25 protein-coding genes are annotated in these 26,996 nt (G+C 57.0%); 4 read left to right on the forward strand and 21 right to left on the reverse strand.

The genetic code is table 11. The features are described 5' to 3' along the window. Nucleotides 1–124 precede the first annotated feature (124 nt). The 7 genes from MUU51_RS08785 to MUU51_RS08815 form a co-directional block, all read right to left on the reverse strand. On the reverse strand, nucleotides 125–628 hold the full coding sequence (locus MUU51_RS08785; protein WP_159771876.1) for a protein disulfide oxidoreductase: 504 nt from the start codon (nucleotides 626–628) through the stop codon (nucleotides 125–127). Then, nucleotides 618–1,202, reverse strand: coding sequence for a DsbA family protein (locus MUU51_RS08790; protein ID WP_159771879.1), 585 nt, complete (start codon nucleotides 1,200–1,202; stop codon nucleotides 618–620). The genes MUU51_RS08785 and MUU51_RS08790 overlap by 11 nt, the downstream gene beginning before the upstream one ends. A gap of 2 nt (nucleotides 1,203–1,204) precedes the next feature. Beyond that, nucleotides 1,205–3,217 (reverse strand): protein-disulfide reductase DsbD family protein, encoded by a 2,013-nt coding sequence (locus MUU51_RS08795; protein ID WP_159771882.1) that lies wholly within the window; start codon nucleotides 3,215–3,217, stop codon nucleotides 1,205–1,207. Nucleotides 3,218–3,265: 48 nt separating this feature from the next. Then, on the reverse strand, nucleotides 3,266–3,625 hold the full coding sequence (locus tag MUU51_RS08800) for a copper resistance protein (RefSeq protein ID WP_159771885.1): 360 nt from the start codon (nucleotides 3,623–3,625) through the stop codon (nucleotides 3,266–3,268). A gap of 207 nt (nucleotides 3,626–3,832) precedes the next feature. Next, nucleotides 3,833–4,645, reverse strand: coding sequence for a MetQ/NlpA family ABC transporter substrate-binding protein (locus MUU51_RS08805; protein ID WP_133461266.1), 813 nt, complete (start codon nucleotides 4,643–4,645; stop codon nucleotides 3,833–3,835). A 19-nt stretch (nucleotides 4,646–4,664) separates the two neighbouring features. Continuing rightward, nucleotides 4,665–5,333, reverse strand: a complete 669-nt coding sequence (locus MUU51_RS08810) for a methionine ABC transporter permease (protein WP_258967672.1) — start codon at nucleotides 5,331–5,333, stop codon at nucleotides 4,665–4,667. A gap of 7 nt (nucleotides 5,334–5,340) precedes the next feature. Beyond that, complete coding sequence (locus MUU51_RS08815) at nucleotides 5,341–6,363, reverse strand: methionine ABC transporter ATP-binding protein (RefSeq protein ID WP_159771890.1); 1,023 nt, start codon at nucleotides 6,361–6,363, stop codon at nucleotides 5,341–5,343. 274 nt (nucleotides 6,364–6,637) lie between these two features. On the opposite strand from MUU51_RS08815, the gene MUU51_RS08820 reads away from it, so the two are divergent. Next, nucleotides 6,638–7,618 carry a DNA repair protein gene (locus MUU51_RS08820; RefSeq protein WP_258967614.1) on the forward strand — a complete coding sequence of 327 codons (981 nt, stop codon included), beginning with the start codon at nucleotides 6,638–6,640 and terminating at the stop codon, nucleotides 7,616–7,618. A 62-nt stretch (nucleotides 7,619–7,680) separates the two neighbouring features. Here the strand turns inward: MUU51_RS08820 and MUU51_RS08825 are convergent, their stop codons facing one another. Further along, on the reverse strand, nucleotides 7,681–8,466 hold the full coding sequence (locus MUU51_RS08825; protein ID WP_159771896.1) for a siderophore-interacting protein: 786 nt from the start codon (nucleotides 8,464–8,466) through the stop codon (nucleotides 7,681–7,683). 101 nt (nucleotides 8,467–8,567) lie between these two features. Continuing rightward, on the reverse strand, nucleotides 8,568–10,088 hold the full coding sequence (locus MUU51_RS08830; RefSeq protein WP_159771899.1) for a methyl-accepting chemotaxis protein: 1,521 nt from the start codon (nucleotides 10,086–10,088) through the stop codon (nucleotides 8,568–8,570). A gap of 370 nt (nucleotides 10,089–10,458) precedes the next feature. Between MUU51_RS08830 and ygjG the strand changes: the two genes are divergently transcribed. After that, nucleotides 10,459–11,838, forward strand: coding sequence for a putrescine aminotransferase (gene ygjG / locus MUU51_RS08835; RefSeq protein WP_200849684.1), 1,380 nt, complete (start codon nucleotides 10,459–10,461; stop codon nucleotides 11,836–11,838). Nucleotides 11,839–11,929: 91 nt separating this feature from the next. Here ygjG and lsrG read toward each other — a convergent pair whose 3' ends face one another. From lsrG to lsrA, 6 genes are read right to left on the reverse strand one after another with little or no spacing between them, the layout of a single operon-like run. Then, complete coding sequence (lsrG, locus tag MUU51_RS08840) at nucleotides 11,930–12,226, reverse strand: (4S)-4-hydroxy-5-phosphonooxypentane-2,3-dione isomerase (RefSeq protein WP_159771947.1); 297 nt, start codon at nucleotides 12,224–12,226, stop codon at nucleotides 11,930–11,932. Further along, complete coding sequence (gene lsrF / locus MUU51_RS08845) at nucleotides 12,223–13,110, reverse strand: 3-hydroxy-5-phosphonooxypentane-2,4-dione thiolase (RefSeq protein WP_159771950.1); 888 nt, start codon at nucleotides 13,108–13,110, stop codon at nucleotides 12,223–12,225. Before lsrF ends, lsrG begins: the two co-directional genes overlap by 4 nt. A gap of 11 nt (nucleotides 13,111–13,121) precedes the next feature. Beyond that, the gene (lsrB, locus tag MUU51_RS08850; RefSeq protein ID WP_159760056.1) at nucleotides 13,122–14,135 is read right to left on the reverse strand and encodes an autoinducer 2 ABC transporter substrate-binding protein LsrB; all 1,014 of its coding nucleotides are present in this window, start codon (nucleotides 14,133–14,135) and stop codon (nucleotides 13,122–13,124) included. Nucleotide 14,136: 1 nt separating this feature from the next. Further along, a complete protein-coding gene (gene lsrD, locus MUU51_RS08855; protein ID WP_159771953.1) occupies nucleotides 14,137–15,129 on the reverse strand; it encodes an autoinducer 2 ABC transporter permease LsrD in 993 nt (330 codons plus the stop codon). Then, on the reverse strand, nucleotides 15,130–16,164 hold the full coding sequence (gene lsrC, locus MUU51_RS08860; RefSeq protein WP_159771955.1) for an autoinducer 2 ABC transporter permease LsrC: 1,035 nt from the start codon (nucleotides 16,162–16,164) through the stop codon (nucleotides 15,130–15,132). It lies immediately after the preceding gene. Beyond that, entirely contained in the window at nucleotides 16,161–17,648 is a 1,488-nt protein-coding gene (gene lsrA, locus MUU51_RS08865) for an autoinducer 2 ABC transporter ATP-binding protein LsrA (RefSeq protein WP_159772424.1), read from the reverse strand. Before lsrA ends, lsrC begins: the two co-directional genes overlap by 4 nt. A 217-nt stretch (nucleotides 17,649–17,865) precedes the next feature. Here lsrA and lsrR point away from each other — a divergent pair, with 217 nt between their 5' ends. Both lsrR and lsrK read left to right on the forward strand, forming a co-directional pair. Beyond that, nucleotides 17,866–18,837 (forward strand): transcriptional regulator LsrR, encoded by a 972-nt coding sequence (gene lsrR / locus MUU51_RS08870; RefSeq protein ID WP_258967615.1) that lies wholly within the window; start codon nucleotides 17,866–17,868, stop codon nucleotides 18,835–18,837. 37 nt (nucleotides 18,838–18,874) lie between these two features. Continuing rightward, on the forward strand, nucleotides 18,875–20,461 hold the full coding sequence (gene lsrK, locus MUU51_RS08875) for an autoinducer-2 kinase (protein ID WP_258967616.1): 1,587 nt from the start codon (nucleotides 18,875–18,877) through the stop codon (nucleotides 20,459–20,461). Here lsrK and MUU51_RS08880 read toward each other — a convergent pair. Genes MUU51_RS08880 through MUU51_RS08905 form a run of 6 tightly spaced genes read right to left on the reverse strand, consistent with a single transcriptional unit; the run spans nucleotide 20,458 to nucleotide 26,987 of the window. Then, the gene (locus tag MUU51_RS08880; RefSeq protein WP_258967617.1) at nucleotides 20,458–21,363 is read right to left on the reverse strand and encodes a DUF1861 family protein; all 906 of its coding nucleotides are present in this window, start codon (nucleotides 21,361–21,363) and stop codon (nucleotides 20,458–20,460) included. The genes lsrK and MUU51_RS08880 overlap by 4 nt on opposite strands. Further along, the gene (locus tag MUU51_RS08885) at nucleotides 21,364–22,422 is read right to left on the reverse strand and encodes a glycoside hydrolase family 130 protein (protein ID WP_258967618.1); all 1,059 of its coding nucleotides are present in this window, start codon (nucleotides 22,420–22,422) and stop codon (nucleotides 21,364–21,366) included. It lies immediately after the preceding gene. Then, a complete protein-coding gene (locus MUU51_RS08890; protein ID WP_258967619.1) occupies nucleotides 22,406–23,989 on the reverse strand; it encodes an alpha-amylase family glycosyl hydrolase in 1,584 nt (527 codons plus the stop codon). Before MUU51_RS08890 ends, MUU51_RS08885 begins: the two co-directional genes overlap by 17 nt. 10 nt (nucleotides 23,990–23,999) lie before the next feature. Next, nucleotides 24,000–24,827 (reverse strand): carbohydrate ABC transporter permease, encoded by an 828-nt coding sequence (locus tag MUU51_RS08895; protein WP_258967620.1) that lies wholly within the window; start codon nucleotides 24,825–24,827, stop codon nucleotides 24,000–24,002. After that, entirely contained in the window at nucleotides 24,828–25,694 is an 867-nt protein-coding gene (locus MUU51_RS08900; RefSeq protein ID WP_159771973.1) for a carbohydrate ABC transporter permease, read from the reverse strand. Nucleotides 25,695–25,700: 6 nt separating this feature from the next. Next, on the reverse strand, nucleotides 25,701–26,987 hold the full coding sequence (locus MUU51_RS08905; RefSeq protein ID WP_309582919.1) for an ABC transporter substrate-binding protein: 1,287 nt from the start codon (nucleotides 26,985–26,987) through the stop codon (nucleotides 25,701–25,703). Between the last annotated feature and the right edge of the window lie 9 nt (nucleotides 26,988–26,996).

Raw genomic sequence — 26,996 nt, forward strand, 5'->3', positions numbered from 1 at the left:
GCTAACTGCTTTGGTGCTTTTTTTTGTCCAAAAGTAAATTATGTTTAATGATGAATCAGCCACACAGATGACAGAACAGAAATGAAGACCTGCTTTAAGGCAGGTCTTTTTATTTACCTGTGCTTCACCATCCCGCCCACCATAAACGCAGCCTCATTCCCCAACTGCTGGTCAATCCGGTAGTGATACTTTTCACCTCACCCCTCTCGATAAACAGCAGCGTTGGCGTGACCTGTACTTGCCAGTCGCGGGCCAGTTTGCCCTCCGGATCATTGATGGTCGGTAATGCATAGTGCTTTCGCGCCAACCACTGACTAAGCGTAGCAGCATCACCGGAACGCAGCGCGACGGATATCACGTTGGCACCCTCTTCGGCCAAATTAGCCACTGAAGGCGTGGTGTAGCGACATACGCCACACCACGTCGCCCAAACGTACACCAGCAACGGGCGCTCCTGGCTCATCTCAGACAGCGATACCGGCTTGCCGTCCAGGGTCTGCAACGGCGCGCTAACCAACGTCGAGGGCAGCGTGGGCTGGCGAAACTGGTCCATCACCAGCATCGCCGCCGCCGCAATCAGCAACAGTACTACACCTTCGCGCAACCAGCGTTTGAGCTTAGCCCACATCGGCTTTCGCCAGTTCTTGTTTCACCAGCGCCTCCAGTTCATCGTACGGAATGGCACCCGCGACCATCGTTTTCCCCACCATCGTCGCCGGAGTGCCCTGCACGCCCAGTACCTGCGAGAGGATCAGGTTCATTTGCAGCGTCTCGCCGCTTTGTCCGTCGGCTTTGATGTTCGCGGTCCCGGTTTTTTGCTGCGCCGCCAGAATAGACGCGTCATCGTGATAGCCTTTCTTCGACATCAACCGTTGATGCAGCGCCCAGAACTGCTGCGGCTGCTGACGCCACGCGGTGAGCGCGATGCGGGCGGAGTTAGCAGAACTTTCACTGCGAAACGGCAGCAGTTTTATCACCAGCTTCACATCCGGATATTTATGGACGATTTTCTCCAGTTCCGGATCGAACTGTTTGCAGTACGGGCAGTTGTAATCAGTGAATGACACCAGCGTCAGCCGCGGTTTTTCCGCGCCCATCGACGGCGTATTCGGGTCGTTCCAGAGCACGTTTTCCAGATCGGGTTCAGCAGCAAAGCTGAGAGTCGAGAAGCAAAACAGCAGGATAAAAGTCAAAATGCGCATGGTTATTTTCCTTTAGCGTCGGACAGGGTTTGCAGCACGTCATCACGGCTCAGCAGAGGCGACATCACGCGCCCCTGCTCCAGTCCGGGTCCATAAATCTGATTGAAAGGCACGGCCACGCTGTGGCGAGTACGAAGAAACTGGCTGATGGTGTCCGACGGGCGGCTCCAGTCGCCGCGCAGCGCCACCACATCCGGCGCAATGAGCGCGTCCTGGACCTCTTCGCGCAGCAGTACGTTGTATTTATTGGCTTTGCAGGTCACGCACCAGTCGGCGGTAACATCGACAAACACGCGTTTGTTGTCTGCCAGCGCGGCGGTGATGGCCTGTTCGCTCAGTGGCTGCCAGTCGATCCTGTCCGCGACAATGCCCTTGTCACCGGCATGCCACAGCGGGACCGCAATGGCGATAGCCAGCGCCGTTGCCAGCGTGCTGATGCCCGCCACGCGCCATCCCCAGCGCCGACCCGTCGCGAGCAGCAGAATGCAGGCGAGTGCCGCGAACAACGCGAGCGTCAGAGTCAGCCCGATATGCACCGCCAGCAGGCTGGCAAGCCACAGCGACGAGCCGAGCATCATTAGCCCGAGCAGGGTTCTGACCACGTTCATCCAACGGCCTGGACGCGGCATGTGCTGCGCCAGCCCAGGCCAGGCGGCAATCAGCAGCCACGGCAGACTCATGCCTATCCCCATGGCGAAGAACAAGCCCCACAGCAGCGGCAGCGGCGCGACCAGCGCCACCGACACCGCCGTGCCGAGAAACGGCGCAGTGCACGGCGTCGCCAGCAGCGTGGCAAACGCGCCCTGCCAGAAATGACCGGCCAGACCGTTCCCGCCGCGCGTCGCAAGGAATGTTGATAAACCCGAGGAGAGCCGGATTTCAAACAGTCCGAACAGGCTGGCGCTGAACAGCACCATCACCAATGCCATCGTTGCAATAAACCACGGATTCTGGAACTGAATCCCCCAACCCAGCGCCTGATTGCTGAGACGCAGCACGGTCATCATCAGCGCCAGGGCGAGGAACGAGGTCACAATCCCGACCACTGATGCCATAAACTGCCGGCGCACGCGACGTCGATCGGTGGATTGCGTTTGAACCAGCGTGCCGAGCTTCATCGCCAGCACCGGCAGCACGCACGGCATCACGTTGAGAATAAGCCCGCCCGCCAGCGCCATCAGCAGCACCCAGCCCAAAGAAAGCGTCGATTCACTGGCGGGAGATTCCCCAACGGTGACGCGGCTTTCCTGCGCCTGACCGCTGTCCGCCAGCACCAGTGAAATCGCTTTCCCACGCAGGTCCGGTGCCGTTTCGCCCCAGCCATCGCTGACCGGTAGCGTGGCGGTCAGCGTTTGTCCGTCAATTTTATAGCTGGGTTTGCCAAAATTGGTGTCGGCCAGGGTGTCGATGAACAGTTCAGGCTTCTGCCAGCCTGCATCACGGATGGCGGTGACGGTCAGTTCCCCGGAGCGATAACCGGCATCCAGCTGTGACGTCAGGCCATCTTTGAGCGGAAGCGTGCCCGTTGCGCGGGTGAAATCGTAGCTAAAATTCGCCCCGGCTGGGGTGGTCAAATCCAGGGTAAACGGGTAGTCGGTCAGAATGCAGACGTTGCTGCAGGTCGACAAGGTCAGCACGCCTGACAATTTTTCAGGCAGCTTGCCGTGCAGCGTTATCGGGAACGTGACGTTACCGTGATAGCCCTGGGTAGAAATTCCAGCCACCTCAAAACGCTGCGGTACCGGCCATCGCCAGTCCATCTCCAGCGGCGTCTGCCATTTTATCGCAGGGGCAATTCCGCCTTCTCCCGGCGAGCGCCAGTAGGTTTTCCAGCCTTTTTCAAGGCCTACATCCAGCAACACCTGCGTGTCACCGTTCTGCTGAGCCTCGGCCCGCAGCCTGACGCTGGCATGATCGTTATCGGCGGCGCGTAGCCAGCCCGTATCGGCTGCATGGCTGACGGGCAGCCATAGCCAGAACAGGCAGAGCATAAGCTGCCTGAAAATAATTCGCATAAATTTTCTCCGTAAATGATTGATTAACCTGTAATGCCAGGCGAACAATCATTCACGGAAGACGCATAATCGCAGATGCACCCGTAGCCGGGGGGGAGAAATGACCCGCGGCGGCCATCGGCGCTCCGGGCGTTGTGGTACGACGGCCAGCACGGCCAACAGCAGTGTGATGGCAAATATCGCGCCTTCAAACATCACCGGTGGCGTCGCAAACAGGGATTTCGCGCTCAGCTCGCACGGCGTCACCGGCGCGTCGCTGTCCTGATGTTGTTGAACGGATTGTTGAGCAACCGGAGAGGCGTTCATCATCAGCGCGTGCAGCCCCGCCATGCGCTGCGCGGTGCAGATAAGCACCACCAGACATGCCAGAGCGACAAGAAGCAAAGCTTTACGCTGACGTGGGATCATAAACGCCTCAATGAAATTCGAGGCTTATCTTAACGGCAGAATGCGCGGCATGCTGTAAAGAAGTGTCTTGAAAGGGGTGTAACGCTGGATGCGTGTCTTATGCGTTCTATGGAACGGTTCCGTTCACCCGATGTTCGGCAGGTTCCGCAACCTGTGCAGAACGCGAACGGAACAATTCCACCGTTCCTGGCACGCGCGCGCCTACGATCAATTATTAACCGGAATTACCGCACCTTTATATTTCGTACGGATCCAATCCTGAATAGCTTTGGAATGCAGCACGTTCACCAGCGCCACGATATCCTTTTTCTTTTCGTCGCCGCGATGGACGGTAATAATGTTGGCGTACGGGTTGTTCTCACCGCTCTCGACCGCAATCGGGTCATGCACCGGGTCCAGACCCGCGTCGATGGCGTAGTTAGCGTTAATCACCACCGCTGCGCCTTCGTCGTTGTTGTACATCTGCGGCAGCAGCGAGGCTTCAACGTTAGGCAGGAACTTCAGTTTTTTCGGGTTCTCGACGATATCGCTAATGCGCGCGGTCACTTTATCAATCCCCGGTTTCAGCTTGATCACACCCTCTTTCTCGAAGATTGAGAGAATACGGCCTTCTTCAGACACCGCATCACGCATGATGATTTTGCCGCCTTCCGGCAGGTCTTTCAGCGACTTGTATTTTTTGGAGTAAATACCAATTGGCTCGATGTGAATCGCACCCGCACTGACGAAATCATAGTCTTTATCGCCCGCATGGTCTTTCAGCACGCTGTTCAGATACGGAATGTGCTGGAAGTAGTTAGCGTCGATTTCACGCCCGGCCAACGCCGTGTTCGGCAGGATATAGTCCTGGAAACGTTTGATTTCCAGATCGATGCCTTCTTTCGCCAGAATCGGCTTCGCCTGCTCCAGAATTTCAGCATGTGGCACATTGGATGCCCCCACGGTCAGGGTGTCGGCCCAGGAAGCAAAGCTCAGGGCGCTCAGGGTTGCAGCGGCAATCAGTGTCAGTGTTTTTTTCATGATGTGTGGTCCCAAAGAATTATCGTTTATCTAAAAGTGAAGTCACAACGTCGCCGCAGAACTGAATGATGAAGACGATGATCAGAATGGTCACCGTCGCCACCAGCGTGACGTCGTTATGGTTACGCTGGAATCCTTCCAGATACGCCAGATTGCCTAAGCCACCTGCGCCGATCACGCCAGCCATCGCGCTGTAGCTCACCAGCGCAATCAGGGTGACGGTAATGCCCGAGACCAGCGCCGGAGAAGACTCCGGCAGCAGGACGCGAAAAATCAGCGTCGACAGGCGTGCGCCCATTGAACGCGTGGCCTCAATGACCCCTTTGTCCACTTCACGCAGGGCCATCTCCACCAGTCGTGCATAAAACGGAGCCGCGCCAACAATCAGGGCGGGCAGTGCCGCATCCGCGCCGAGAATAGTGCCGACAATCGTCTTGGTGAACGGGATCAGCAGCACAATCAGGATGATGAACGGGATGGAACGAAAGACGTTCACCAGCACTGAAATCACGCTGTACACCGCGCGGTTATGGAACAGGCCACCTTTAGCGGTCAAAAAAAGCGCTAGCCCGAGCACGATGCCGAGTACAAACGTCGCCACGCCGGACAGCGCGGTCATGTACAGCGTTTCCTGCGTCGCAGCCCAAAGTGAATCCAGGTCCAGATGCGGGAACCATTGTGCAGCCAGATTGAGTTCAGCCATGTTTAATCACCTCGCTGTCGATATCGCTGCGTTGCAAATCCGCGAGGATGTTGTTCAGCTGATCTTCTGTGGCCACCACGTGCAGCCAAAGTTGGCCAAACACGCCGTGCGCCGTTTGAGTCATCTTGCCGTGCAAAATGTTGAATGGCAGGCCGTAGCGCAGCGTTAGTTCGCCGACAATCGGCTGATGGGTGCTGTGCCCGGTAAACGTCAGTTTGATAACGCTGCCCTGTAAATCGTTCGCCAGTTCCGGGTTGAACGCCTCGTCTTCGGCATACTGGCTGACCTGACGCACAAATTGCTGGGTAATCGGCTTCTGCGGATGGGTGAAGACACGGATCACCTCGCCTTCTTCCACCACGCGACCGTTTTCCATGACCGCCACCCGGTCGCAAATCTTGCGTACCACGTGCATCTCATGGGTGATAAGCACGATGGTCAGGCCGAAGCGACGGTTAATGTCGAGCAGCAAATCCAGAATTTGGTCGGTGGTCTGCGGGTCGAGAGCCGAAGTTGCCTCATCGCACAGCAGAACGTCCGGACTGTTCGCCAGCGCACGTGCAATACCGACGCGTTGTTTCTGGCCGCCGGAAAGCTGCGACGGCCAGGCATTTTCGCGACCTTTCAGCCCAACCAGATCGATAAGCTCCGCCACGCGAGTTTTGATCTGTGCCTTCGGCGCCCCGGCTATTTGCATCGAAAAAGCAATGTTCTCGCTGACGGTACGCGACCACAGCAGATTGAAATGCTGGAACACCATGCTGATTTTCAGTCGTGCACGACGCAGGGTTTCGCCCGTCGCAGCCGAGATATCCTGACCGTTAATCAGCACATTGCCGGAGGTCGGTTTTTCGAGCCCGTTCAGCAGGCGAATCAGGGTGCTTTTCCCTGCGCCGCTGTAACCGATAATGCCGTAAATCTGCCCCTGCTCGACCGTCAGGCTGACGTCGTCGACCGCGGCGATGGGCGCTTTACCGTTATCAAAAATTTTTCGGATCTGGTTTAGTACAATCATTATTTTTAGATGTATAGAGCTATAGACGTCCAGACGGTAACATTACTTTCATGAATAACTCAACAACAAAATTCTCATATGGTTATGCCGCAATGCGATAACGACACCCTTTGCGATTTATCACTGGTAGTTGCGGTTAAGTTTTTAGATTGCTTTGAATAGTTAACACCATGAAATAACGAGACTTATAATCACGCTTAACCGCTGACAGTCGCCAGGTCGCAATGGTACTCTGCCTGCCACTCCGCAGGCCTGGAAGCTGAGCAAACGCATCATGAACAAACCCATTAAACGGCTGGAAATCATTAAAAATGCGATTGAGCTGGAGGACGATGAGATTGTCCACGGCCAGCTTGCGCAGCTAAAAAAAGAGCCGCTGGATGAGGGACTAAAGGCCATCGTGCAGGCACTTGAAGCCCAACGCTATGCGGATGCTATCGCCGCCATCACCGTCTGGTTGCAGAATCAGCGAGCGCTGACAACCTGGCAAGACCCGCGCATTGCTGCCAGCAAGCTCGAATTGAAAACGCTGGAAGCCGAACTGCAGGAATTGCTCGATCGGCGCAGCGCACGCATTCAGCGGCTGGATGAATTCAACGAGTTGTACATGACCCGTCTCGGCCCGCTGATGACCGAGATTCTGCGTTTACGTAAAATACTTGCCGAGAAAATGCTGCGCCGGCAGCTGCGTGAGGGCAACCGCAGCGAACCGGTGGCCGAAGAATCTGCGCGTCAGGCCGATGCCGCCAGCCAGGATTATGAATCGTACCGCCAGCGCCATCAGGAAGCCCAGCGTCACCAGGCCGCGCAGCAGCGGCTGGCAGAATCGGAGCGCCATGAGCTGAAACGCCTTTGGCGACAGGCCAGTAAACTGTGCCATCCCGATCTGGTGGATGATTCGCTGAAAACGGAGGCCACCACACTGATGGTACGGCTCAATCAGGCCCGTCAGCGCGGGGATCTCGCCACGGTGCGCACTATTCTTACCCGCCTGATGCAGGGTCAGCAGCCAATGCTGGCCAGCAATCGTTTGAACGATCTTGAGCCTTTACGCCAGAAGATAGCCGAGATTCGGCTGCAAATTCGCACGCTAAATCTGGAACTGACAGGGCTGGAGAAAGAGGGCGCATGGCAACTGGTGACGACGCTTCGCGACCAGGAAGGGTATTTTCAGCAGCAGGAAAAAGCGATGAGCAATACCCTTCGCACGCTGGAAAAACAGATTGTAGATGCGGGTTTTGATGAGGTGGCGTGATTGTGGCCTCATCAAAACCATGTTGTATGCCCGCGCAAACGCAGTGCCGCCGGGCAATGATTTTAGCGCGATGCTCTGATTGATGACTTCTTATGCCAATACGCCTGCGAACGCAGCAGTTGCGGGTCAATCGCGTCGGTCACAAAACCATCCTGCCATGATTTTACCACCGCACCTTCGCCGGTCAGCCAGAGGAAATAATCTTCCTGCGGCACATTCAACGCCGCCAGTTTGTCCGCCACTGCCTGCTCGCTGTGACCGATGACCCAGTCGATTTCAAACCCGCAATCAGCCAGATAATCCTGATACGCCGCATCGGCGACGGTCACAATGGCTTTCACCTGCGGACGTTCCGGCAGTTCACGCAGCGCGGTTAAACGACGCAGCAACGCAGGCATACCCGATTCATCGCACACATACAGCTGCCAGGCGTAATCTTCCGGCACCACCAGCGATCCGCGCGGGCCACCGATAGTCAGCGTGTCGCCCACCTTCGCTTTCATCGCCCACTGGCTGGCAAGACCGCCGTCGTGAATGAAGAAATCGTACGCCAGCTCATGGCGTTCGGCGTTGTACAGCGGCGTGTAGTCGCGTGACTGCGGCCGCGCGCCTTCGCCCCAGACAATGCCTTCCTCGGTGATTGTCGGCGGTGAAAAATGGCTGCCCGGCTGCGGGAAAAACAGCTTGGTGTGGTCGTCAAAACCGGCAGAGGTGAACCCCTCCAGCGACTCGCCGCCCAGCACGATACGCTGGAAGGCCTGGCTGATGCGCTCTACGCGCAGGACGGTCAGCTCGCGGAAACGCAGTTCATTGCGCACGCGCTGCGGATATTTTTTCTGATGGCTCATTGGGGCATCTCATCGTTTATTCGGGTTGTCATTAATCGTAAATGATAATGATTTACAACAAAACCAACAGTGCATGATGTGCTTTCTGCCCCATAACAGGATTAATGCAGCACCGTGACCGCATCCTGTAAGCGCCCGGCGCGGTGTTTGACCATTTCCGACACCTGAGCGCTTTCCTCCACCAGCCCGGCGTTTTTCTGGGTGATGGCGTCCAGCTCCGCGACCGCGCGGGTCAGGTCTGACAGCCCCGCGGCCTGCTCAGACGTCGACAGGCTGATTTGCGCAATCAACCCGGTGACGTTGCGCACCTGGCTGACGATATCGTCCATCGTTTTTCCCGCCGCATGAACCTGATCGGAACCCGACTGCACCTTACTGGCGCTGGCATCGATCAGCTTGCGGATATCGTTGGCGGCGCTGGCGCTGCGGCTGGCCAGGTGACGTACTTCTCCGGCGACTACCGCAAAACCTTTGCCCTGCTCGCCCGCGCGAGCCGCTTCGACCGCCGCATTCAGCGCCAGAATGTTGGTCTGGAACGCAATATCGTTGATAAGTTTGGTGATGGAGCCGATACGCTGCGTGCTGTCGGCAATCTCATCCATAGTTTTGACCACCGCGTGCATCGCTTGACCACCATGCGTCGCCGCCGCGCTGGCGGCATTTGACAGTGTGTCAGCCGCCGTCGCCGTTTGTGCATTGTTCTGCACCGAGGCCGCCATCTGGCTCATGGTCGCCACCGTTTGCTGGACGTTCGCCACCGACTGACGGGTGCGTTCATTCAGGTCCTCATTGCCTTTCGCCAGCGTTTCGCTGCCCTGACGCACGCTCGCCACCTGGCCGGAAACATCATGAATAAGCCAGCGACACATCAAACCGAGCTGCCCTACCGAGCGCAAAATCAACCCGAGTTCGTCGCTGCGGTTGAGATGAGTCACGCTGTTGCGCGCGCCGGTCGCCACGTTCAGCGCCTGACGGGCGACATTTTCCACCGGACGCACAATCTGCCATTCGATAAATGCCGCCCCGATAAGCAACATCAACGTGCTGACGCCAATCGCCAGCCAGTGCGAACCGGTCACCAGCAGGGAAGCGATAAGCAGCAGCCACATCAGCGTCATCAGCGCCCGCACTCGCCAGCGCAGCGCCATTGCCGGTAATGTGCCCCACCAGCGCTTGCTCACCACCAGTCCCTTACGCACGCGTTTCGTGCTACGGCCTTCGTTCAGCGCTTTATAGAGCGGCTCCACCGCCGCAATGTCTTCCGGTTGGGCTTTGGTGCGAATTGACATGTAACCGCTGATTTTGCCGTCGCGTACCATCGGCGCCGCGTTGGCCCGCACCCAATAATGGTCTCCGTTCTTGCGGCGATTTTTGACAATCCCGCTCCACGGCTCGCCCTGCTGAAGTGTGGCCCACATATCGGCAAACGCCGCCTTCGGCATATCCGGGTGACGCACCAGGTTGTGCGGCTGCCCGGTCAGTTCATCCAGGCGATACCCACTGACCGTCACAAACGTGTCGTTGGCGTGGGTGATGTGGCTTTGCAAGTCGGTGGTAGACATCAAAGTGGTGTCATCATCAAGCGCATAATCACGCTGCGTGACGGTAAAGTTGAATGACATTTGCGCGTCCTTTGCAGGTTTAATGGTTATTACTTTTTCTCTTAATTGTTATTTCGGCGATAACCACTTTATCTTTAATTGTTAAAGTTGATACAGATCGCAATTTGGGTTTAATCCCTAATATTGGTAGGCCTTCACCCGAACGGTGCAATGGCTGCACCAGCATGATCCACCCGTTCAATAAAATGAACGTTCTGGCCCTGAAGTCTCAGGAGTAAAAACCGCCGAAATGTTATGGGAATGATTAAATTTTGTAACCAGAGGCTCCGCACAGGCATTTATCCCGATTTTTACGTTCCGCTCCTGGCTGGCGTAATCCCTGCAATACTTAAATCAGTATCATGTGATACGCGACGTCCAGGAGCATATTTTGAACAGGTTACCTTCCAGCGCCTCGGCTTTGGCCTGCAGCGCGCACGCACTGAATCTCATTGAGAAGCGCACGCTTGATCATGAGGAGATGAGAGCCCTCAACCAGGAGGTCCGGGAGTACTTTAAAGAGCATGTGAATCCAGGTTTTTTGGAGTATCGCAAATCTGTAACTGCAGGCGGGGATTACGGAGCCGTAGAGTGGCAAGCGGGCAGTCTGAATACGCTTGTCGACACCCAGGGACAGGAGTTTCTCGATTGTCTGGGTGGCTTTGGTATTTTCAACGTGGGGCACCGTAATCCAACAGTGGTTTCCGCCGTACAGAATCAACTCGCAAAACAACCGCTTCACAGCCAGGAGCTGCTCGATCCGCTTCGGGCGATGCTGGCGAAAACGCTTGCCGCGCTGACGCCGGGCAAACTGAAGTACAGCTTCTTCAGCAACAGCGGCACCGAGTCCGTCGAGGCGGCGATTAAGCTTGCCAAGGCGTACCAGTCACCGCGGGGCAAATTTACTTTTATTGCCACCAGCGGCGCCTTCCACGGCAAATCGTTGGGCGCACTGTCGGCGACGGCGAAATCGACATTCCGTAAACCGTTTATGCCGCTGCTGCCGGGCTTCCGTCACGTGCCATTTGGCGATATCAGCGCCATGCGTTCCGTGTTGAGCGAATGCAAGAAAACCGGTGACGATGTAGCGGCGGTGATCCTTGAGCCGATTCAAGGCGAAGGGGGTGTGATTCTGCCACCGCAGGGTTATCTGCCCGCCGTGCGTAAGCTGTGCGATGAGTTCGGCGCGCTGCTGATCCTCGACGAAGTGCAGACCGGCATGGGGCGTACGGGCAAAATGTTCGCCTGCGAGCACGAAAACGTGCAGCCCGACATTCTGTGTCTGGCTAAAGCGTTGGGCGGGGGTGTGATGCCGATCGGGGCGACAATCGCCACTGAGGAAGTGTTCTCGGTGCTGTTCGACAACCCGTTCCTGCACACCACCACCTTTGGCGGTAACCCGCTGGCCTGTGCGGCTGCGCTGGCAACCATCAACGTGCTGCTGGAGCAAAACCTGCCCGCGCAAGCGGAACAGAAAGGCGACATGTTGCTGGACGGCTTCCGTCTACTGGCGCGTGAATACCCGGACCTGGTGCAGGAAGCGCGTGGGAAAGGGATGCTGATTGCGATTGAGTTTGTCGATAACGAAATCGGCTATAACTTTGCGAGTGAAATGTTCCGCCAGCGGATCCTGGTGGCCGGTACGCTCAACAATGCCAAGACCATTCGCATTGAGCCGCCGTTGACGCTGACTATCGAACAGTGTGAACAGGTGATTAAAGCCACCGGTATTGCGCTGGCCGCGCTGCGGGTTTCCGTGGAGCAGGCCTGAAGATAGTTGCGTAAATCATTGCCCGGCGGTACTACGTTTGTACGGGCCTACAAAACCCCGTAGGCCCGTACAAACGTAGTGCCGCCGGGCGTCACACCTCCGGCAGCAACCCGACAAAGCTGCGTTTTTTGCGTGGCTCCGACATCATCTCGTCAAGCTTTTCCACACACGCCAGATAGTGCGGGGTCTTCTTGTGTGCCAGCACCGCCGCGTCATCCTTATACGCTTCGTAGATATAAAACCGCGTGGCGACGTCCGGGTCCTGCAACACATCAAAGCGCAGATTTCCCGGCTCGGTCAGCGCCCCTTCGTGGTTGGCGCGAAACACATCGAGAAACTCATCCACCCTTTCCGGTTTGATGTTGATCTCCACCAGCGTCACATTCATGGCTGTTCTCCCTGTTTTTCTTCCTGCCAGAACTGATACGCCTCACGGGCGTTCATGTTCTCATGCACCACTTTTTTCACCGCTTTGAGCATCGCCAGCGGCGCGCTGGACTGGAAGATATTGCGCCCCATATCCACGCCGGATGCCCCCTGGTCGATTGCCCGCCAGCACATATCCAGCGCGTCATCTTCGGGCAGCTTTTTGCCGCCTGCAATCACAATCGGCACCGGGCAACTGGCGGTGACTTTTTCAAAGCCCTCTTCCACGAAGTACGTTTTGACGAAAGTCGCACCCATTTCTGCCGCGATTCGGCTGGCAAGCGAGAAGTAACGCGCATCGCGGGTCATCTCTTTGCCGACGCCGGTGACGGCCAGTACTGGCATGCCGTAACGGTTGCCCGCGTCCACCAGCTTGATGATGTTGCTGATCGACTGATGCTCATATTCGCTGCCGATATACACCTGCGCCGCCACCGCCGCGACGTTGAGCCGTAGCGCATCTTCCATCGCTACCGCCACGCACTCGTTCGACAGTTCGCTTAAGATAGAGTTACCGCCGGACGCCCGCAGTACCACCGGTTTATTGGTCGCCGCGGGCACCTGACTACGCAAAATGCCCCGGGTGCACATCAGCACATCGGTTTCAGCAAACAGCGGCGCAATCGACAAATCTATCCGCTCCAGTCCGGTGGTCGGCCCCTGAAAATAGCCGTGGTCAAACGCCAGCATCACCGTGCGGTTACTGTGCGGATTAAATATCCGCGCCAGACGCGACTGCATCCCCCAATCCAGCGAACCGCAGCCTTTCAGGGCATAAACCGTATTCTTCTGCGGGCGGTCGAGCCCGAAATCTTTCCCGTCTTTGATATCGTCTAAATCAGCCATTTTCCCCTCCCTCAGAAATCGTATTTGCCAATGTTCTCTTTGGTGAACACCACGCGCTCTGGCAGCAGCACGATACCGTTGCCCTTGGCCTCATACTGGTAACCTTGCACGCTGTTCGGCTCGACTTTCAGGTCGCCAATGCCTTTCACCGCCACGCTGTCGCCCACGTTCAAATCGCCTTTTTTCAGCAGGTGATTGGCGACGTTAACCGCAATATTGCCCTGCTCGACCACATCCCACAGGCCAAAGGCTTTCACCGTGCCGCGCTCGACGTACGGACGCATCACGTTCGGGGTGCTGAAGCCGACAATCGCCACGCCCTGACGTTTGAGGTTTTCCGCCGCCTGGGCCGCAGCCGGCAGCGCATTGGCGTCCGGGGCGATGATCGCATCGAGATCCGGATACGCCTTCAGAATGCCTTCGGCTGTTTGCAGCGATTTGGTGGCATCGTTATAGCCAAACTGAGTCGTGACCACTTGCCATTGCGGATGGTCTTTGGCGATTTTGGCCTTCGCCTCTTTCACCCACTGGTTCTGATCGGTGACGGTTGGGCTGGAATAAAAGAACGCCACTTTGGCATTCGGTTTGGTGACTTGCTTTCCAGCCATATCCACCAGCAGGCCACCGAGCTGTTCCGGCGTGCCCTGGTTGATGTATATGCTGCGGCATTCCGGCTTGGTGTCGGAATCCCAGGTCAGTACTTTGACGCCGCGCTGCATCGCACGTTTCAGCGCCGGGCATAAGCCGTCCGGCGAGACGGCGGAAACGATAATCGCGTTGTAGCCCTGATTAACGAAGTTGTTAATAAGCTGCACCTGGCCGGAGACACTTGGCTCCGTTGGGCCATCGTAGGTGACATCCACGCCGAGCTGTTTGCCCGCCTCTTTCGCGCCGTTGCCGCCGCTGGTGAAGAAACCGACGCCCACCAGTTTCGGGATAAACGCAATTCTGTCCGCCGCCTGTACGACAGCCACGCTCATTGCCAGCGCCAGGGCGCTCACCTGCACACACCGTTTTGCTTTCATCTCATGCTCCGATTGATTTGCGCGAACTAAGCCGACGCCACACCGTGCGTACCCCTTCACGATGCAGACTCAGCGAACGTCCCATGACCACCACAACCAGCAGCGCTCCCGAAAGCGCGCTCGACACCTGGTTGGGAATACCGACCATCTGTAAACCTTGTTGCAGATACCCCACCAGCAGCGCCGCCAGGGCCGTACCGATAACCGAGCCAGAGCCGCCATAAATATTGGCCCCACCGAGCACCGCCGCGGTCAGCGCGGGCATCAGTAAATCGCGGCCCAAATCCGAACGGGCCGAGCCGAAATAAGAAACCAGCACCAGCGCCGCAATGGCCGACGCCAACCCGACCAGACCGTACAACACGTACGGCATACCGTTGACGGAGAGCGCCGCATAGCGTGCCGCGCGCGGGTTCTGCCCGAGTAAAAAGAGATGACGCCCAAAGCGCCCGCGATGAGCGAGCAGCCAGAAGAAAAAGGTGATGACGATAAATAGCACCAGTGGGACGGGCAGGCCGAACAGCGTCAGGTTGGCGAATGCAGTAAAGCTATCCGGGAAGCCACCGATACCTTCGTAGCCCGTCGCACCCGCCATGCCGGAAAGCAGCAGCGCCGCACCGCCATAGAGATATAGGGTGCCGAGCGTAATCACCAATGGGCTAATGCCGGTGTAATGAATCAGCGCCGCGTTCACCAGGCCGCACAGCACACCAAGCAGCAACGTCAGCGGAATGGCGACGCTCATCGGCCAGCCCGCCTGCATCATCACGCCAAGCGCGATAGCGCACAGGCCAATGGTCGAGCCGAGCGAAATATCAATACCGCCGCTGATGATCACCAGCGTCAGCGGCAGCGCCACGATGCCGATGCAGATAAAATCGCTGGTGCTGAACAGCAGCATATTCACGTCGAGCATCCGCGGGTTCAGCGCTCCGAACAGGCCAATCTCCAGCACCAGTAAAATCAGCAGCGCGCTTTCCCAGTTGAGCTTCATTTACGCCACCTCTTTGTTTTTACGTTTCGGAAAGGAGGCGATGTTCTTTCCCCCTTTATTGCCCGGCTGGAAACGGCTGTATTTGAGCGCGCGCTGGTGACGGGTCAGCGCCTGACGCAAACGCCCGTCGAGCACCAGCACGCCCAACAGCACCAGTCCGGCGATGAAGTCGTTCCACCAGGCCGGGAGCCTGAACAGCACCAGCACGGTATCGATTTGGGTCAGGAAAAAGGCGCCGAGAAATGCGCCGAGCAGCGTGCCGGTGCCACCCAGCAGCGACACGCCGCCGAGCACGCAGGCGGCGATGGCTTTCATCTCCAGCCCGCTGCCGGTCTGGTTCGGCACGAAGCCAATCTGCGCGGCAAAAATAATCCCGCCGCAGGCGGCGAGCATCCCGTTGAAGGTGAAGGCCAGCATCCGGGTGCGGTTGACGCCAACCCCGAGCTGGCGTGCAGCGGCGAGGTTATCTCCCACCGCGTAGAAATCACGCCCGAATGTCGTACGGGCCAGCAGCCATGCGCCCGCCAGCAGTATCAGCAGCACCAGCCAGCCGAGCGGCGACACGCCAACGAATGCCGGTTCAGAAAGGGATTTCAGGCTGTCAGGCAGCCCTTCAATCCACTTCCCGCCGGTCCAGAGCAGCATAATGCCGCGATATAACCCGAGCGTGCCGAGCGTCGCGACAATCGCCGGAATACGCAACCCGACCACCAGCAAGCCGTTGAACGCCCCGGCCAGCGCGCCAATCGCCAGTGCGAACACAATGGCGACCGGCAAACCGTAGCCGCTGTTGAGCGCCACGCCGACCGCAATCGCGCTCAGCCCAACGGTCGACCCCACGGAGACGTCAATGTTACGCGTGAGCATCACCATTGCCGCGCCGATTGCCAGCAAGCAAAGGATCTGCGCACTGGAAAAGATCATCGCCAGGGTCTGCAAGCTAAAGTACGACGGATTGAGCGCAACCAGCACCGCGAACAGTGCCAGAATGGCGAGGAACGCGCTCAGCTCGCGGTTCTTCAGCAACGTTTTCATACCTGCCCTCCGAACGCTAAGGTCATCATCCGATCGACGCTGACCGCCTGTTTGTTCAGTTCCCCGCTCATTCGCCCCTGATGCATCACCAGCACCCTGTCGGCAAGGCCCGGGAACTCATCCAGATCGCTGGAGATCATCAGCACCGCGACGTTTTGCGCCGCCACGCTTTTCAGCAATTGGTAGATGTCGGCCCGGGCGGAAACGTCCACGCCGCGCGTCGGCTCATCGACAATCAGCAGCAGCGGATTCGCCTCCAGACAGCGCGCCAGCAAGACCTTTTGCTGATTACCGCCGGAAAGCGTACGCACCGGCTGATCCGCGTGGTTGAGTTTGATCCCCAGCGCCCGGTGATAGCGCTCCACCACCGCCGCCTCGCGTTTGCCTTCCTGCCACAGCGACGGCTGGTTGAACATCACCGTGTTCCAGCGCACCGGCGCATCAAGAAATAGCCCGGATACCTGCCGGTCTTCCGGCAGATATACCAGGCCGCTCGCCAGCCGCGCACGGGTGCTGTCCTTGCTGATTTCACGATTTTCCAGCCACACGCGCCCGGCCCTGACGGGGCGCAGGCCGTACAGCGTTTCGGCAAATTCAGTGCGCCCGGATCCCACCAGGCCCGCAAGACCTAAGATCTCCCCGGCGCGGATCTCAAGACTCAGATCGATAAACCCTTCGCCGGTCAGATCCTCGACGCGCAATACCGGGAAATCCTGCGGCTGAGTACGCCGATTGCCCGGCAGCGCCAGCCACAGCTTTTGCGTATCGCTCAGGGCATTATCACGACAAGCGGGCGTCATCGCGGCGATCAACTCGCCGTCGGTGTGATCCGCGGTGTCGCCACTCAGCACGATTGCGCCGTCGCGCATCACTGAGACATGGCTGGCCAGCGCGCGGATCTCGGGCAATTTGTGGGAGATAAAGACGATGCCGACGTCGAGCGCCTGCAAAGATCGCACCTGGCGGAATAGCCGTTCCGTTTCACCGGGCGTTAATGACGCAGTGGGTTCGTCGAGGATCAGGATCTGCGCGTCGCGCATCAGCCCACGTAAGATCTCCACCATTTGTTGATCCGCCACCTCCAGAGTACTGGCCGCGGCCTGCAGGTTTATCTGGCAGTTCAGCTGCTGCAATTTTTCCGTCAGCCGGGCTTCGGTATCCGGTTTGCGCGGCAGGCGAAAAAGGATGTTTTCCTGCACCGTTAGGTTGGGAAACAGCATTGGCTCCTGCGGCACCAGGTAAATGCCAAGTTGATGCGCCTGGCCCGGTTTCAGCCGCGCAAAAGGTTTGCCGTTTATCCGAAGTTCACCGTCGTCCGGCGTTTCCACCCCGGCAACAATCTTCATCAGCGTCGATTTCCCGGCCCCGTTGCCACCCATCAGCGCATGCACCTGGCCAGAAAATAGCGTGAAATCAATGCCCTTCAGTACGGCGACACCGGAAAACTGCTTGCGGATGTTATGGGCTTCAATCAGTGGCTTCATCATCACGCCTCGGTTGAACAAATGATTTTTAGAATTAATAATGTTCAAAAGCGTAGACCGTGAACTATATTTACAACCGTGCAAGGATCACAGTTTTACCCTTTCGATCGCTTAGCACAGGCTGTAAGTAAAGAATGATCGGTTTTGCCAGTGGCTTCACATTTTCAGTCCGCGCAACTGCGAACATATGATCTAGATTTTTATAAGAGTTCAATTTATGAGCGAAAAACGCATTACGGAAGAGAGCCGTTACGCAGGTCTGGCGCTGGCGGAAGAAGAGCTGGTGGCACGTGTGGCCTGGTGCTATTACCACGACGGCCTGACCCAGAACGATATTGGTGAGCGGCTTGGGCTGCCGCGACTCAAGATTTCACGGTTGCTGGAAAAAGGCCGCCAGTCCGGGGTTATCCGCGTGCAGATCAACTCCCGCTACGAAGGTTGTCTGGCGCTGGAAACCGAGATCCAAAAGCGCTTTAACCTGAAAATGGCCCGGGTTCTGCCCGCGTTAAATACCTCGCCGATGAACGTGCGGCTAGGGATTGGCGCCGCGCAGTCGCTGATGGGCGTGCTTGAGCCTGGCCAGCTGCTGGCGGTGGGGTTTGGTGAGGCGACCATGAGCTGCATTCAGCATCTGAGCGGGTTTATCGGCTCGCAGCAAATCCGTCTGGTGACGCTGTCCGGCGGCGTCGGGCCGTATATGACCGGCATCGGCCAGCTGGATGCGGCATGCAGCGTGAGCATGATCCCGGCACCGTTACGCGTTTCCTCGCCAGAAGTGGCGGAGATCCTGCGTCGTGAGTCCAGCGTGCGCGATGTGATACTCGCGGCGAGTGCAGCCGATGCCGCTGTGGTTGGGATCGGTGCTATCGATCAGCGACGTGATGCGACGATCCTGCGATCCGGCTACATCAGCGAGGGCGAACAGCTGATGTACGCGCGCAAAGGCGCGATCGGCGACATTCTGGGCTATTTCCTGCAAGCGGATGGCGAACGGGTGGAAGGGCTGGAAATCCACCGTGAATTGCTTGGCGTGACCCTTGATGAACTGGCGCAGTTGCCGACCATCGTCGGTGTCGCCGGGGGTGAAGAAAAAGCGCAGGCCATTTACGCGGCCCTTATCGGTAAGCGGATTAACGGCCTGGTAACGGAAGAGACAACAGCACGCGCGGTGCTGTCGCTGGCGGGATAACCGCCGCGCGCCGCGCGATAACAGCGAGGCGCACGTCATGAGTTACCTTTTAGCGTTGGACGCAGGCACCGGCAGTATTCGGGCGGTGATTTTCGACCTGGCAGGCCGTCAGATTGCCGTCGGTCAGGCGGAATGGAAACACCTGAGCGTGGAAAACGTCCCCGGCTCGATGGAGTTTGACCTCAACACCAACTGGCTGCTCGCCTGTCAGTGCATCCGTCAGGCACTGGAAAACGCCCACCTGAGCGCCGCCGATATTCAGTCCGTCGCCTGCTGTTCCATGCGCGAAGGGATCGTGCTGTATGACCGCAACGGCGACGCCATTTGGGCCTGTGCCAACGTCGACGCGCGCGCCAGCCGCGAAGTCTCTGAGCTGAAAGAAATCCACAATTACCGTTTTGAATCCGAAGTGTATGACGTCTCCGGTCAGACGCTGGCGCTTTCCGCGATGCCGCGCCTGTTATGGCTCGCCCATCATCGCCCGGATATTTATCGCAGTGCCGCCACCATTACTATGATCAGCGACTGGCTGGCGGCGAAGCTTTCTGGCGAGCTGGCGGTCGATCCGTCTAACGCGGGTACCACCGGGATGCTCGATTTATTCAGCCGCGACTGGCGTCCGGCGCTGCTGGACATGGCCGGGCTGCGAGCCGACATTCTCTCCCCGGTGAAAGAAACTGGCAGCGTGCTGGGGGCCGTCACTAAACAGGCGGCGCAACAGTGCGGCCTGCGCATCGGCACGCCTGTGGTCATGGGCGGTGGCGACGTTCAACTGGGCTGTTTAGGATTAGGCGTGGTACGCCCCGGCCAAACCGCGATACTTGGCGGTACGTTTTGGCAGCAGGTGGTCAATCTGCCGGAGGTGCGCACCGACCCGGAAATGAACATTCGCGTTAATCCGCACGTGATTCCCGGCATGGTGCAGGCCGAGTCGATTAGCTTTTTCACCGGGCTGACGATGCGCTGGTTCCGTGACGCGTTTTGTGCCGAAGAAAAGCTGATTGCTGAACGGCTCGGGACCGACACCTACGCCCTGCTGGAAGAGATGGCCAGCCGCGTACCGGCGGGCTCCCACGGCGTAATGCCGATCTTCTCCGATGCGATGCATTTTAAACAGTGGTATCACGCCGCGCCGTCGTTTATTAACCTCTCCATCGATCCAGAAAAATGCAATAAAGCCACGCTGTTCAGGGCGTTAGAAGAAAATGCGGCGATAGTGTCGGCCTGCAACCTGGCGCAGATTTCGCAATTTTCCGGCGTCACTTTTGACAGCCTGGTCTTCGCGGGCGGCGGCTCTAAAGGCGCGTTATGGAGCCAGATTTTAAGCGATGTCACCGGGCTGCCAGTACGTGTGCCGGAGGTCAAAGAAGCCACCGCGCTGGGCTGCGCGATTGCCGCCGGAGCCGGTGCGGGATTGTACCCCGACATGGCGAGCGCGGGCGAAAAGCTGGTCAGCTGGAGCCGGGTCTTTACCCCGAACCGCGCCCATCGCGAGTTGTACGACGGCATGAAAGAAAAATGGCAGGCGGTGTATGCCGACCAACTGGGCCTGGTCGACAGCGGTTTGACCACCTCAATGTGGCAGGCGCCTGGACTTGGGAAACGCGCGCCAACCTCGCCCTAAAAAGGAGCCGCGATTTCGCGCCAGTGCACTTCGCAATCACTGGTGCCGCAGAACAGAAGATGACGCTGCCCATCGCGGGTTAACCCGCCGGGGAAAATCACATCGCGCAAGTCATCGCGCTTGCTTTCTCCTGGCTGAAAATCGTCTCTGCTACAGATAATGCGCAGGGGCGTGATGTGCCCGCTCATCACGTTAAAACGGAAGGAGGCCGCGTAGTAATGACGGTTTCCGGATGCATCAAAACAGGCCACGTGGCCCAGCACGCCGACCCATTGTTGATCGAGAACGTGCGCTTCGTTGACCCCGCACCAGCTGTCATCATCAAGCTGAAGCAGCAACCTGCCCTGCTCAAAACAGGATGGTTTCAACTCGCTCAGGCTGTTAAGGATAAGCCAGCCAATTTTGCCGCGCCCGCCGACCACGCCCTGTGGCCGGGTGAACATCAGGATCCGTTTATCAGGTAGCTGTAGCAGGCGAATATCTTTCATGCCCCACGGTCCAACGGCGAGGGGGCGAAGCGTAAAAATTGAATCGCCCTGCCAGAACTGCGTTCGCCATCGCCATCCGTCGTGTTCAGGATTGGCGCTAATTTCCACGCCGCCAAACACCCAGCCGTTGTCGATTCGACAGAGAAACGGGTCCTGCAAATTGAACGCTGGCGCGTCTTCCGCCAGCCTCGCTGTGCCCTGACCATCCCAGTGAAAAAACCGCACCTGTGCGTTTTCACTGTCCCGGGCTTCGACCCGGGCGGCAATAAAATGCTGTTCATCTTCGCGAAACGGCGTGGTCGGGTTGTAGACATCACACCCCGGTACGCCGATGAACGTGACCTTACCGCTGGCCTCCGATTGTCTTCGCAGGCAGTACTCGCGATAAAGCGCATCGGTGGTGGGCAGGATCATTTACACGCGTTCCAGATGCTGCCACAGAGCGGCCATCGGCAGGGTTGCCAGCGCGATGCTTTCGTCTGCCGCGCCGTACCAGACATACAGCGTCTGCTCCCGGATTAATGCGCCGCAGGTGAACACCACGTTGCCGAAAAAGCCTTCCCGTTCGTACGGGGCGACAGGTTCCAGCAGCGGAATGGCGGATTTGGCGAGGATCTGCGTCGGATCGTTGGCATCCAGTAGCAGCGCCCCCAGGCAGTAGCGCTGCTGGGCATCAACGCCGTGATAGATTTCCAGCCAGCCGCGATCGGTTTTCAGCAACGGCGCGCCGCCACCGGATTTCCGGACATCCCATGCGTCACCGGAACGCCCCAGCAAATGCCGATGGTTGCCCCAGTGCAGCATATCCGGCGATTCACAGATCCAGATTTCAGGGTGACCAAAATGGCTCGGTGCCGGGCGGGTCAGGGCCATAAATTTGCCGTTAATACGCTCCGGGAAGAAGCACACATCGCGGTTATCCGGGCAGAAAATCAGCCCTTTCTTTTCCACGCTGACAAAATCACGTGTCACCGCAAGTGCGGTGGAAATCCCCAACGGCGACACCGCAGAGTAATTGATATACCAGGCGTCGCCGATACAGGTGATGCGCGCATCTTCACAGCCAAACTGTTCGTACTGGGTATCCGGCGTAATGAACGCCTGTTCATCTACGGTGAAATTCACGCCGTCGCGGCTGCGGGCCAGACGTAAATGTGACATTGAGGTGAGCCATAAAACGGCCGGGTCGCTTTTCAGCCCAATGGTGCGTGGGTCGCTGAAGTCGTAACGCTCATCTGCCCTGTTGAACGTTTTTTCCGAGGTTACCCACGCCCCACCCTGCAAGCTGAGAAGCGGAACCACGATGTTGTCAGCCGTATCACTCAGGATACTTTCCGCTACCCGGACCAGCAGTATGATTTCACCGTTAACCTCAGCGGCCCCGGCGTTAAAGACGCAATCCACGCGCCGACCAGGCTGGGAGGGTTTGACATCTGCTGGGGTGATGAGCGGATTTTTACTGTGCCTTTCCATGAAAACTCCTTTTAATTACACACTGATTTTTACCCAGCCATTCGGCATCGACCCCGTAAAGCGTCTCCGCCGGGATCTCGTGCCAGGGATTCCTGACCGGCTCGCCAAAGTTAATCGCCACCCAAACCTGCTCCTGCGCGCCTTCACGCAGAAAATGGATGGCGTTGTTCTCTTGCGCCAGCAGTCGGTATGTCCCCTGTCGTAGCGCCAGAGAAGAGGCGCGGATCGCCAGCAAACGCTGGTATTGATGCCAAAGCGACGAGGGGTTTTGTTGCTGCGCGCTGATATTGACGGTGTCGGCATCACCACACACGGGCATCCACGGCGCGACCGTTGAGAAACCGCCATTTGGCAGGCTTTCCCAGGCCAGTGGCGCACGCGACGCATCCCGCGAATGGCTGATGGCCTGTTGTAGCGCATCGTGGTGAGAAGCCCCTTCGGCAAGCGCCGAGCGGAACCAGGACTTGCCCTGCACGTCATGAATATCGGCTTCGGTAAGAGGGGCATAATTGGATAACCCGGCTTCTTCACCCTGATAAATAAAGGGCACGCCTTCCGCCGTGAGTTGCAGCGCCGCCACCGCTGCCGCGCGGTCGGTATCATGTGCATGCTCACCAAAGCGGCCAATCATGCGCGGCATATCGTGGCTGGAGAAAAACAGCGTCGGTGGGCCGCTCAGCTGTTCGCGCATCGCCTGCAGCTGAGTGAAGATTGCCGTGGCATCAAACGTTTTCTGGCTACCCAGATTAAAGTTGAATACGACGTCCATCAGGTCTTCGCGCTGGTAGCGTTGCAGGACATCCAACGATTCGCTGCCGATTTCGCCAATCAGAAAATAGTCGCCGCGTTGGCGAATATAACGGCACAGACGCTGGAGCGTTTTCTCGATCCCCGGCTGATTGATATCGTGAAGGTGTTCCTGCTCGCCCTCCGTCTCCGGGTTATCAACGCCTGGCCCATCAGTGGACAGAAAGTTGATCACGTCAAAGCGGAAACCGTCCACGCCCTGGGCGCGCCAGAAATCCACGATCTGATAGATTTCGTTTTCAACCTGCGGATTACGCCAGTTGAGGTCGACCTGCTCAGGCGCAAATTTATGGTAGTAGTATTCGCCGGTATCCGGCTCTGCCGCCCAGGCGCTGCCTGAGAAAAAGGACTGCCAGTTGTTCGGCTGCGCGGAAAAAATGAAATAATCGCGGTAACGACTGGCGGGATTATTCCACGCGTCGAGAAACCACGGATGCTGCGACGAAACGTGATTGAGCACCAGGTCGATGACCACGCGGATCCCCCGTTGGTGGCAGGCCTCCACGACGCGGGTGAAATCGGCCAGTTGCCCAAAGCAAGGATCGACCGCGCAGAAATCGCTGATATCGTAGCCATTATCGACCAGCGGCGACGGGTAGAATGGCGTTATCCACACCCCGCCAACGCCCAGTTCAACCAGGTAATCAAGTTTTGTCAGCAGCCCGGCGAAATCCCCCAGACCGTCTCCATTTCCGTCACAAAACGACGGCAGATACACCTGATAAAACACGGGGTCTCGCCACCAGCGCTGAGTCTTCAATTACTGCTCCTTATTTCAGTGACAACGACATGCCCTGGAGGAAATATTTACGGAACAGGATGAAGAGCATGACCACGGGTAGCATCTGTAGCACGGACCCGGCCAGTACCGGGCCGAGATAGACGCCATAGGATTTACTGAAGGTCGAGAGCAGGACCGAAAACGGCATTTTATCGACGTCACGCATCACGATAAGCGGCCAGAGAAAGTTGTCCCAGGAACTCGAAAAGGTGAACAGCGCCACGATGGCAAGGATCGCTTTGTTCAGCGGCATCATCACATGGCGCAAGATTCCCCACAGGCTGGCGCGGTCCAGTTTCGCGGCATAAATGTAGTCATTCGGCGTGCCTTTAAAACTTTGCGAGACCATGAAGATCCCCCATGCACCCATGGCATACGGCAGGATCATCGCGCTGTAGCTGTTGATCAGACCCAACTCACGCATCAGCACAAACTGCGGAATGATGAACATAAATGCCGGGAACACCATCTGGGCTATCAGCAGATTTTTAAACACGCCTTTGCCGAAGAAATCGGTCTTCGCCACCGCATAGCCCACCAGCACCGAACTCAGCGTCACGGTGAGGGTGATGGTCAGCGAGACAAACAGCGAGTTGCCCAGCGTGCGGAAAAACGGCTTATTGGCACGCTGGCTGTTATCCAACAGGAAGCTGTAGTTTTCCAGCGTCCAGTGGCCGGAGAACAGTGATTCGGTGTAGATCTGCGCGGTCGGCTTCAGTGAGGAGAGCACCATCCAGATAAAGGGATACAGCCAGCTCAGCGCCAGTAATAGCATCACGGCATGAACAATCAGGCTTTGAGGCGTTAATTTTTGCATTCACACAATCTCGATATTTTTTTCGCAAAGGCGTCTGAACAACCAGATAGTCAGGAAACTGCACGCCGCAACGATGATCGACATCATCGCCGCCCAGCTCGGTTTCATCTGCTGGAAAGCCACTTCATACATCACCACCATTGGGCTGGTGGTGCTGTTCAATGGCCCGCCGCCGGTTATCAGATACGGCTCGGTGAAAATGCTGAACGCGACGGTTATCGCCAGCACCATCACCATCACGATTTGCGGATTCATCATCGGGACGGTTATCGACCACACCAGGCGAAAGCGCCCGGTTTTATCCAGCACGGCGGCGCTGTAGATATCTTTCGGAATTGCCTGCATGCCGGAATAGAGAATAAGCCCGTAGTAGCCGACAAATTTCCAGGTCACGATCAGCGCAATGGACAACATCGCGCAGTCAGGGCTGGTAAACCACGGCACGGTGATACCAAACATCTCGCGCAGGAAGGCGTTAACCGGCCCGTATTCGCTGAACATTTTGGAAAAAACTATCGAATAAGCGACACCAGACGAGATATTGGCTAACAAAAAACTCAACGCAATAAACGCTTTGCCATAACGTATTTTCTTCAACCCGGCAGCAAACAGCATTGAGGCAATAAATACGATGGGGATGTAATAAAGCAAAAAACGAAACACGTTGAGCATCGAACGCCAGAACAATTTATCCTGAATAACGCCAATAAAATTCCCCAGCCCGATGAATTTAGGCGTTCCGATAAATTGCCATTGGGTGACACTCAGTACCAGCAACCAAATTAAAGGATAAAACCAGAAGACTGCGGAATATCCTATCCACAAAGAGGCCAAAAAGCCTCCGGTGCGTGCGTCGCTACGTCCCATTATTTTTTACCGTTGCAGTATTTGATTAATTTCCGTGCCCGACTGCTCCAGCGCGCTGGCAGGTTCTTTCTGATTAAAAATCACTTCTTCCAGCATTTGCGTCATGCTGCGCTGTATTTCGGTGGTTTTGGTGGTCGCCATCGGTGGCAATGCCACGTCGACATACGCCGCAATCTGTTTTTCAATCGGGTTGCTGTCGAAATACGACACAAACAACGGGTTACTCATCAGGTCAGAACGGGCGGGTGGCATCCCTGTGGTTTCCAGCCAGAGCCGGTCGTTTTCGACTTTGCTGAACACCCATTGCATAAAGGCCCAGGCCTCGGCTTTATGTTTGCTGGTGCTGAAAATCACCAGCCCTTTACTGTCGCCGAAGGTATACGGATGGGGAGACCCCGTTTCGGTCAACATTGGGCCAATCTCTATTGATTTCAGCACGTCTGGATACTGCTTACGGTAACGGGCGATATCCCACGGCCCGCGTGCAGAGGCCAGTACCAGTCCGCTGGCTAAGGGGTCATCGGCCGAGGTGAAGTCGTAACTGCTCCAACCCTGCTGAAAAACGTGGCCCATAAACGTTAATACTTTCTGGCCATCAGCGGTGTTCATGCTGGCCTGATTGCCGTTGAGATAAGGCTTGCCCTGACTCTGTGCGTAGAACAGCGGAATGAGATCAAACCAGCGTTCCCACCAGTTTTTTCCGGCGGTCAGCTGCATGACATAACCATTCTTATCCGCTTTGCGAAGCTTCGCCAGGTGATAAAGATCGTCATAGGTCCGCGGGGCATGGTCGTAGCCATACTGCTTGAGTAAATCACTCCGCCACCACCAGACAATCGGGTTAACGTAGAGTGGCAGGACGCTTTGGTGACCGTTTATTTTCCAGGCGGGCATAATGGATGACATCTTTCTGCCGTCGATCAATGTATCGAACCCTGGCATTGTCGCTAAATCTTCCACCATCCCTTGTTCAGTGAGTTGGCTGGCGAAGCCAATAAATATATTGCTGGAAATATCTGGCTCAGTGCCTGAAGCCAGCGCATTCATTATCGCTTCTTCTGAGCTGCTGGCCGCAGGAATTGGGGTAAATGCAATGGGTGTATGACTGGGGTCCTGATTCCACTCTTTGACTATTTTGCTCCAGAAGGCTTCTTCATTTTCATTGGGCGCAACCCACATTTTTATAGTAGGTCGAGCATTCGTATTTTCTATTTTTTCATCCGGACCACAGCCGATAAGGGTTGTCGTAATAAAGACAGCCATAATCCATTTAATGAATGAGCATATATTCATGACACCCTC

This window comes from Scandinavium manionii (assembly GCF_024764775.1).
Lineage (GTDB): Bacteria > Pseudomonadota > Gammaproteobacteria > Enterobacterales > Enterobacteriaceae > Scandinavium > Scandinavium manionii.

What these genes read in the sequence shown, in the direction of transcription:
- lsrR (WP_258967615.1), top strand. Translation starts at nt 17,866, where the DNA reads ATGAGCGAAAAACGCATTACGGAAGAGAGCCGTTACGCAGGTCTGGCG.
- lsrD (WP_159771953.1), bottom strand. Translation starts at nt 15,129, where the DNA reads ATGAAGCTCAACTGGGAAAGCGCGCTGCTGATTTTACTGGTGCTGGAG.
- MUU51_RS08885 (WP_258967618.1), bottom strand. Translation starts at nt 22,422, where the DNA reads ATGGAAAGGCACAGTAAAAATCCGCTCATCACCCCAGCAGATGTCAAA.
- MUU51_RS08905 (WP_309582919.1), bottom strand. Translation starts at nt 26,987, where the DNA reads ATGAATATATGCTCATTCATTAAATGGATTATGGCTGTCTTTATTACG.
- MUU51_RS08800 (WP_159771885.1), bottom strand. Translation starts at nt 3,625, where the DNA reads ATGATCCCACGTCAGCGTAAAGCTTTGCTTCTTGTCGCTCTGGCATGT.
- MUU51_RS08880 (WP_258967617.1), bottom strand. Translation starts at nt 21,363, where the DNA reads ATGATCCTGCCCACCACCGATGCGCTTTATCGCGAGTACTGCCTGCGA.
- MUU51_RS08785 (WP_159771876.1), bottom strand. Translation starts at nt 628, where the DNA reads ATGTGGGCTAAGCTCAAACGCTGGTTGCGCGAAGGTGTAGTACTGTTG.
- lsrG (WP_159771947.1), bottom strand. Translation starts at nt 12,226, where the DNA reads ATGAATGTGACGCTGGTGGAGATCAACATCAAACCGGAAAGGGTGGAT.
- MUU51_RS08815 (WP_159771890.1), bottom strand. Translation starts at nt 6,363, where the DNA reads ATGATTGTACTAAACCAGATCCGAAAAATTTTTGATAACGGTAAAGCG.
- lsrK (WP_258967616.1), top strand. Translation starts at nt 18,875, where the DNA reads ATGAGTTACCTTTTAGCGTTGGACGCAGGCACCGGCAGTATTCGGGCG.
- MUU51_RS08790 (WP_159771879.1), bottom strand. Translation starts at nt 1,202, where the DNA reads ATGCGCATTTTGACTTTTATCCTGCTGTTTTGCTTCTCGACTCTCAGC.
- lsrC (WP_159771955.1), bottom strand. Translation starts at nt 16,164, where the DNA reads ATGAAAACGTTGCTGAAGAACCGCGAGCTGAGCGCGTTCCTCGCCATT.
- MUU51_RS08830 (WP_159771899.1), bottom strand. Translation starts at nt 10,088, where the DNA reads ATGTCATTCAACTTTACCGTCACGCAGCGTGATTATGCGCTTGATGAT.
- lsrA (WP_159772424.1), bottom strand. Translation starts at nt 17,648, where the DNA reads ATGAAGCCACTGATTGAAGCCCATAACATCCGCAAGCAGTTTTCCGGT.
- MUU51_RS08895 (WP_258967620.1), bottom strand. Translation starts at nt 24,827, where the DNA reads ATGCAAAAATTAACGCCTCAAAGCCTGATTGTTCATGCCGTGATGCTA.
- MUU51_RS08805 (WP_133461266.1), bottom strand. Translation starts at nt 4,645, where the DNA reads ATGAAAAAAACACTGACACTGATTGCCGCTGCAACCCTGAGCGCCCTG.
- lsrF (WP_159771950.1), bottom strand. Translation starts at nt 13,110, where the DNA reads ATGGCTGATTTAGACGATATCAAAGACGGGAAAGATTTCGGGCTCGAC.
- lsrB (WP_159760056.1), bottom strand. Translation starts at nt 14,135, where the DNA reads ATGAAAGCAAAACGGTGTGTGCAGGTGAGCGCCCTGGCGCTGGCAATG.
- MUU51_RS08825 (WP_159771896.1), bottom strand. Translation starts at nt 8,466, where the DNA reads ATGAGCCATCAGAAAAAATATCCGCAGCGCGTGCGCAATGAACTGCGT.
- MUU51_RS08900 (WP_159771973.1), bottom strand. Translation starts at nt 25,694, where the DNA reads ATGGGACGTAGCGACGCACGCACCGGAGGCTTTTTGGCCTCTTTGTGG.
- MUU51_RS08820 (WP_258967614.1), top strand. Translation starts at nt 6,638, where the DNA reads ATGAACAAACCCATTAAACGGCTGGAAATCATTAAAAATGCGATTGAG.
- MUU51_RS08795 (WP_159771882.1), bottom strand. Translation starts at nt 3,217, where the DNA reads ATGCGAATTATTTTCAGGCAGCTTATGCTCTGCCTGTTCTGGCTATGG.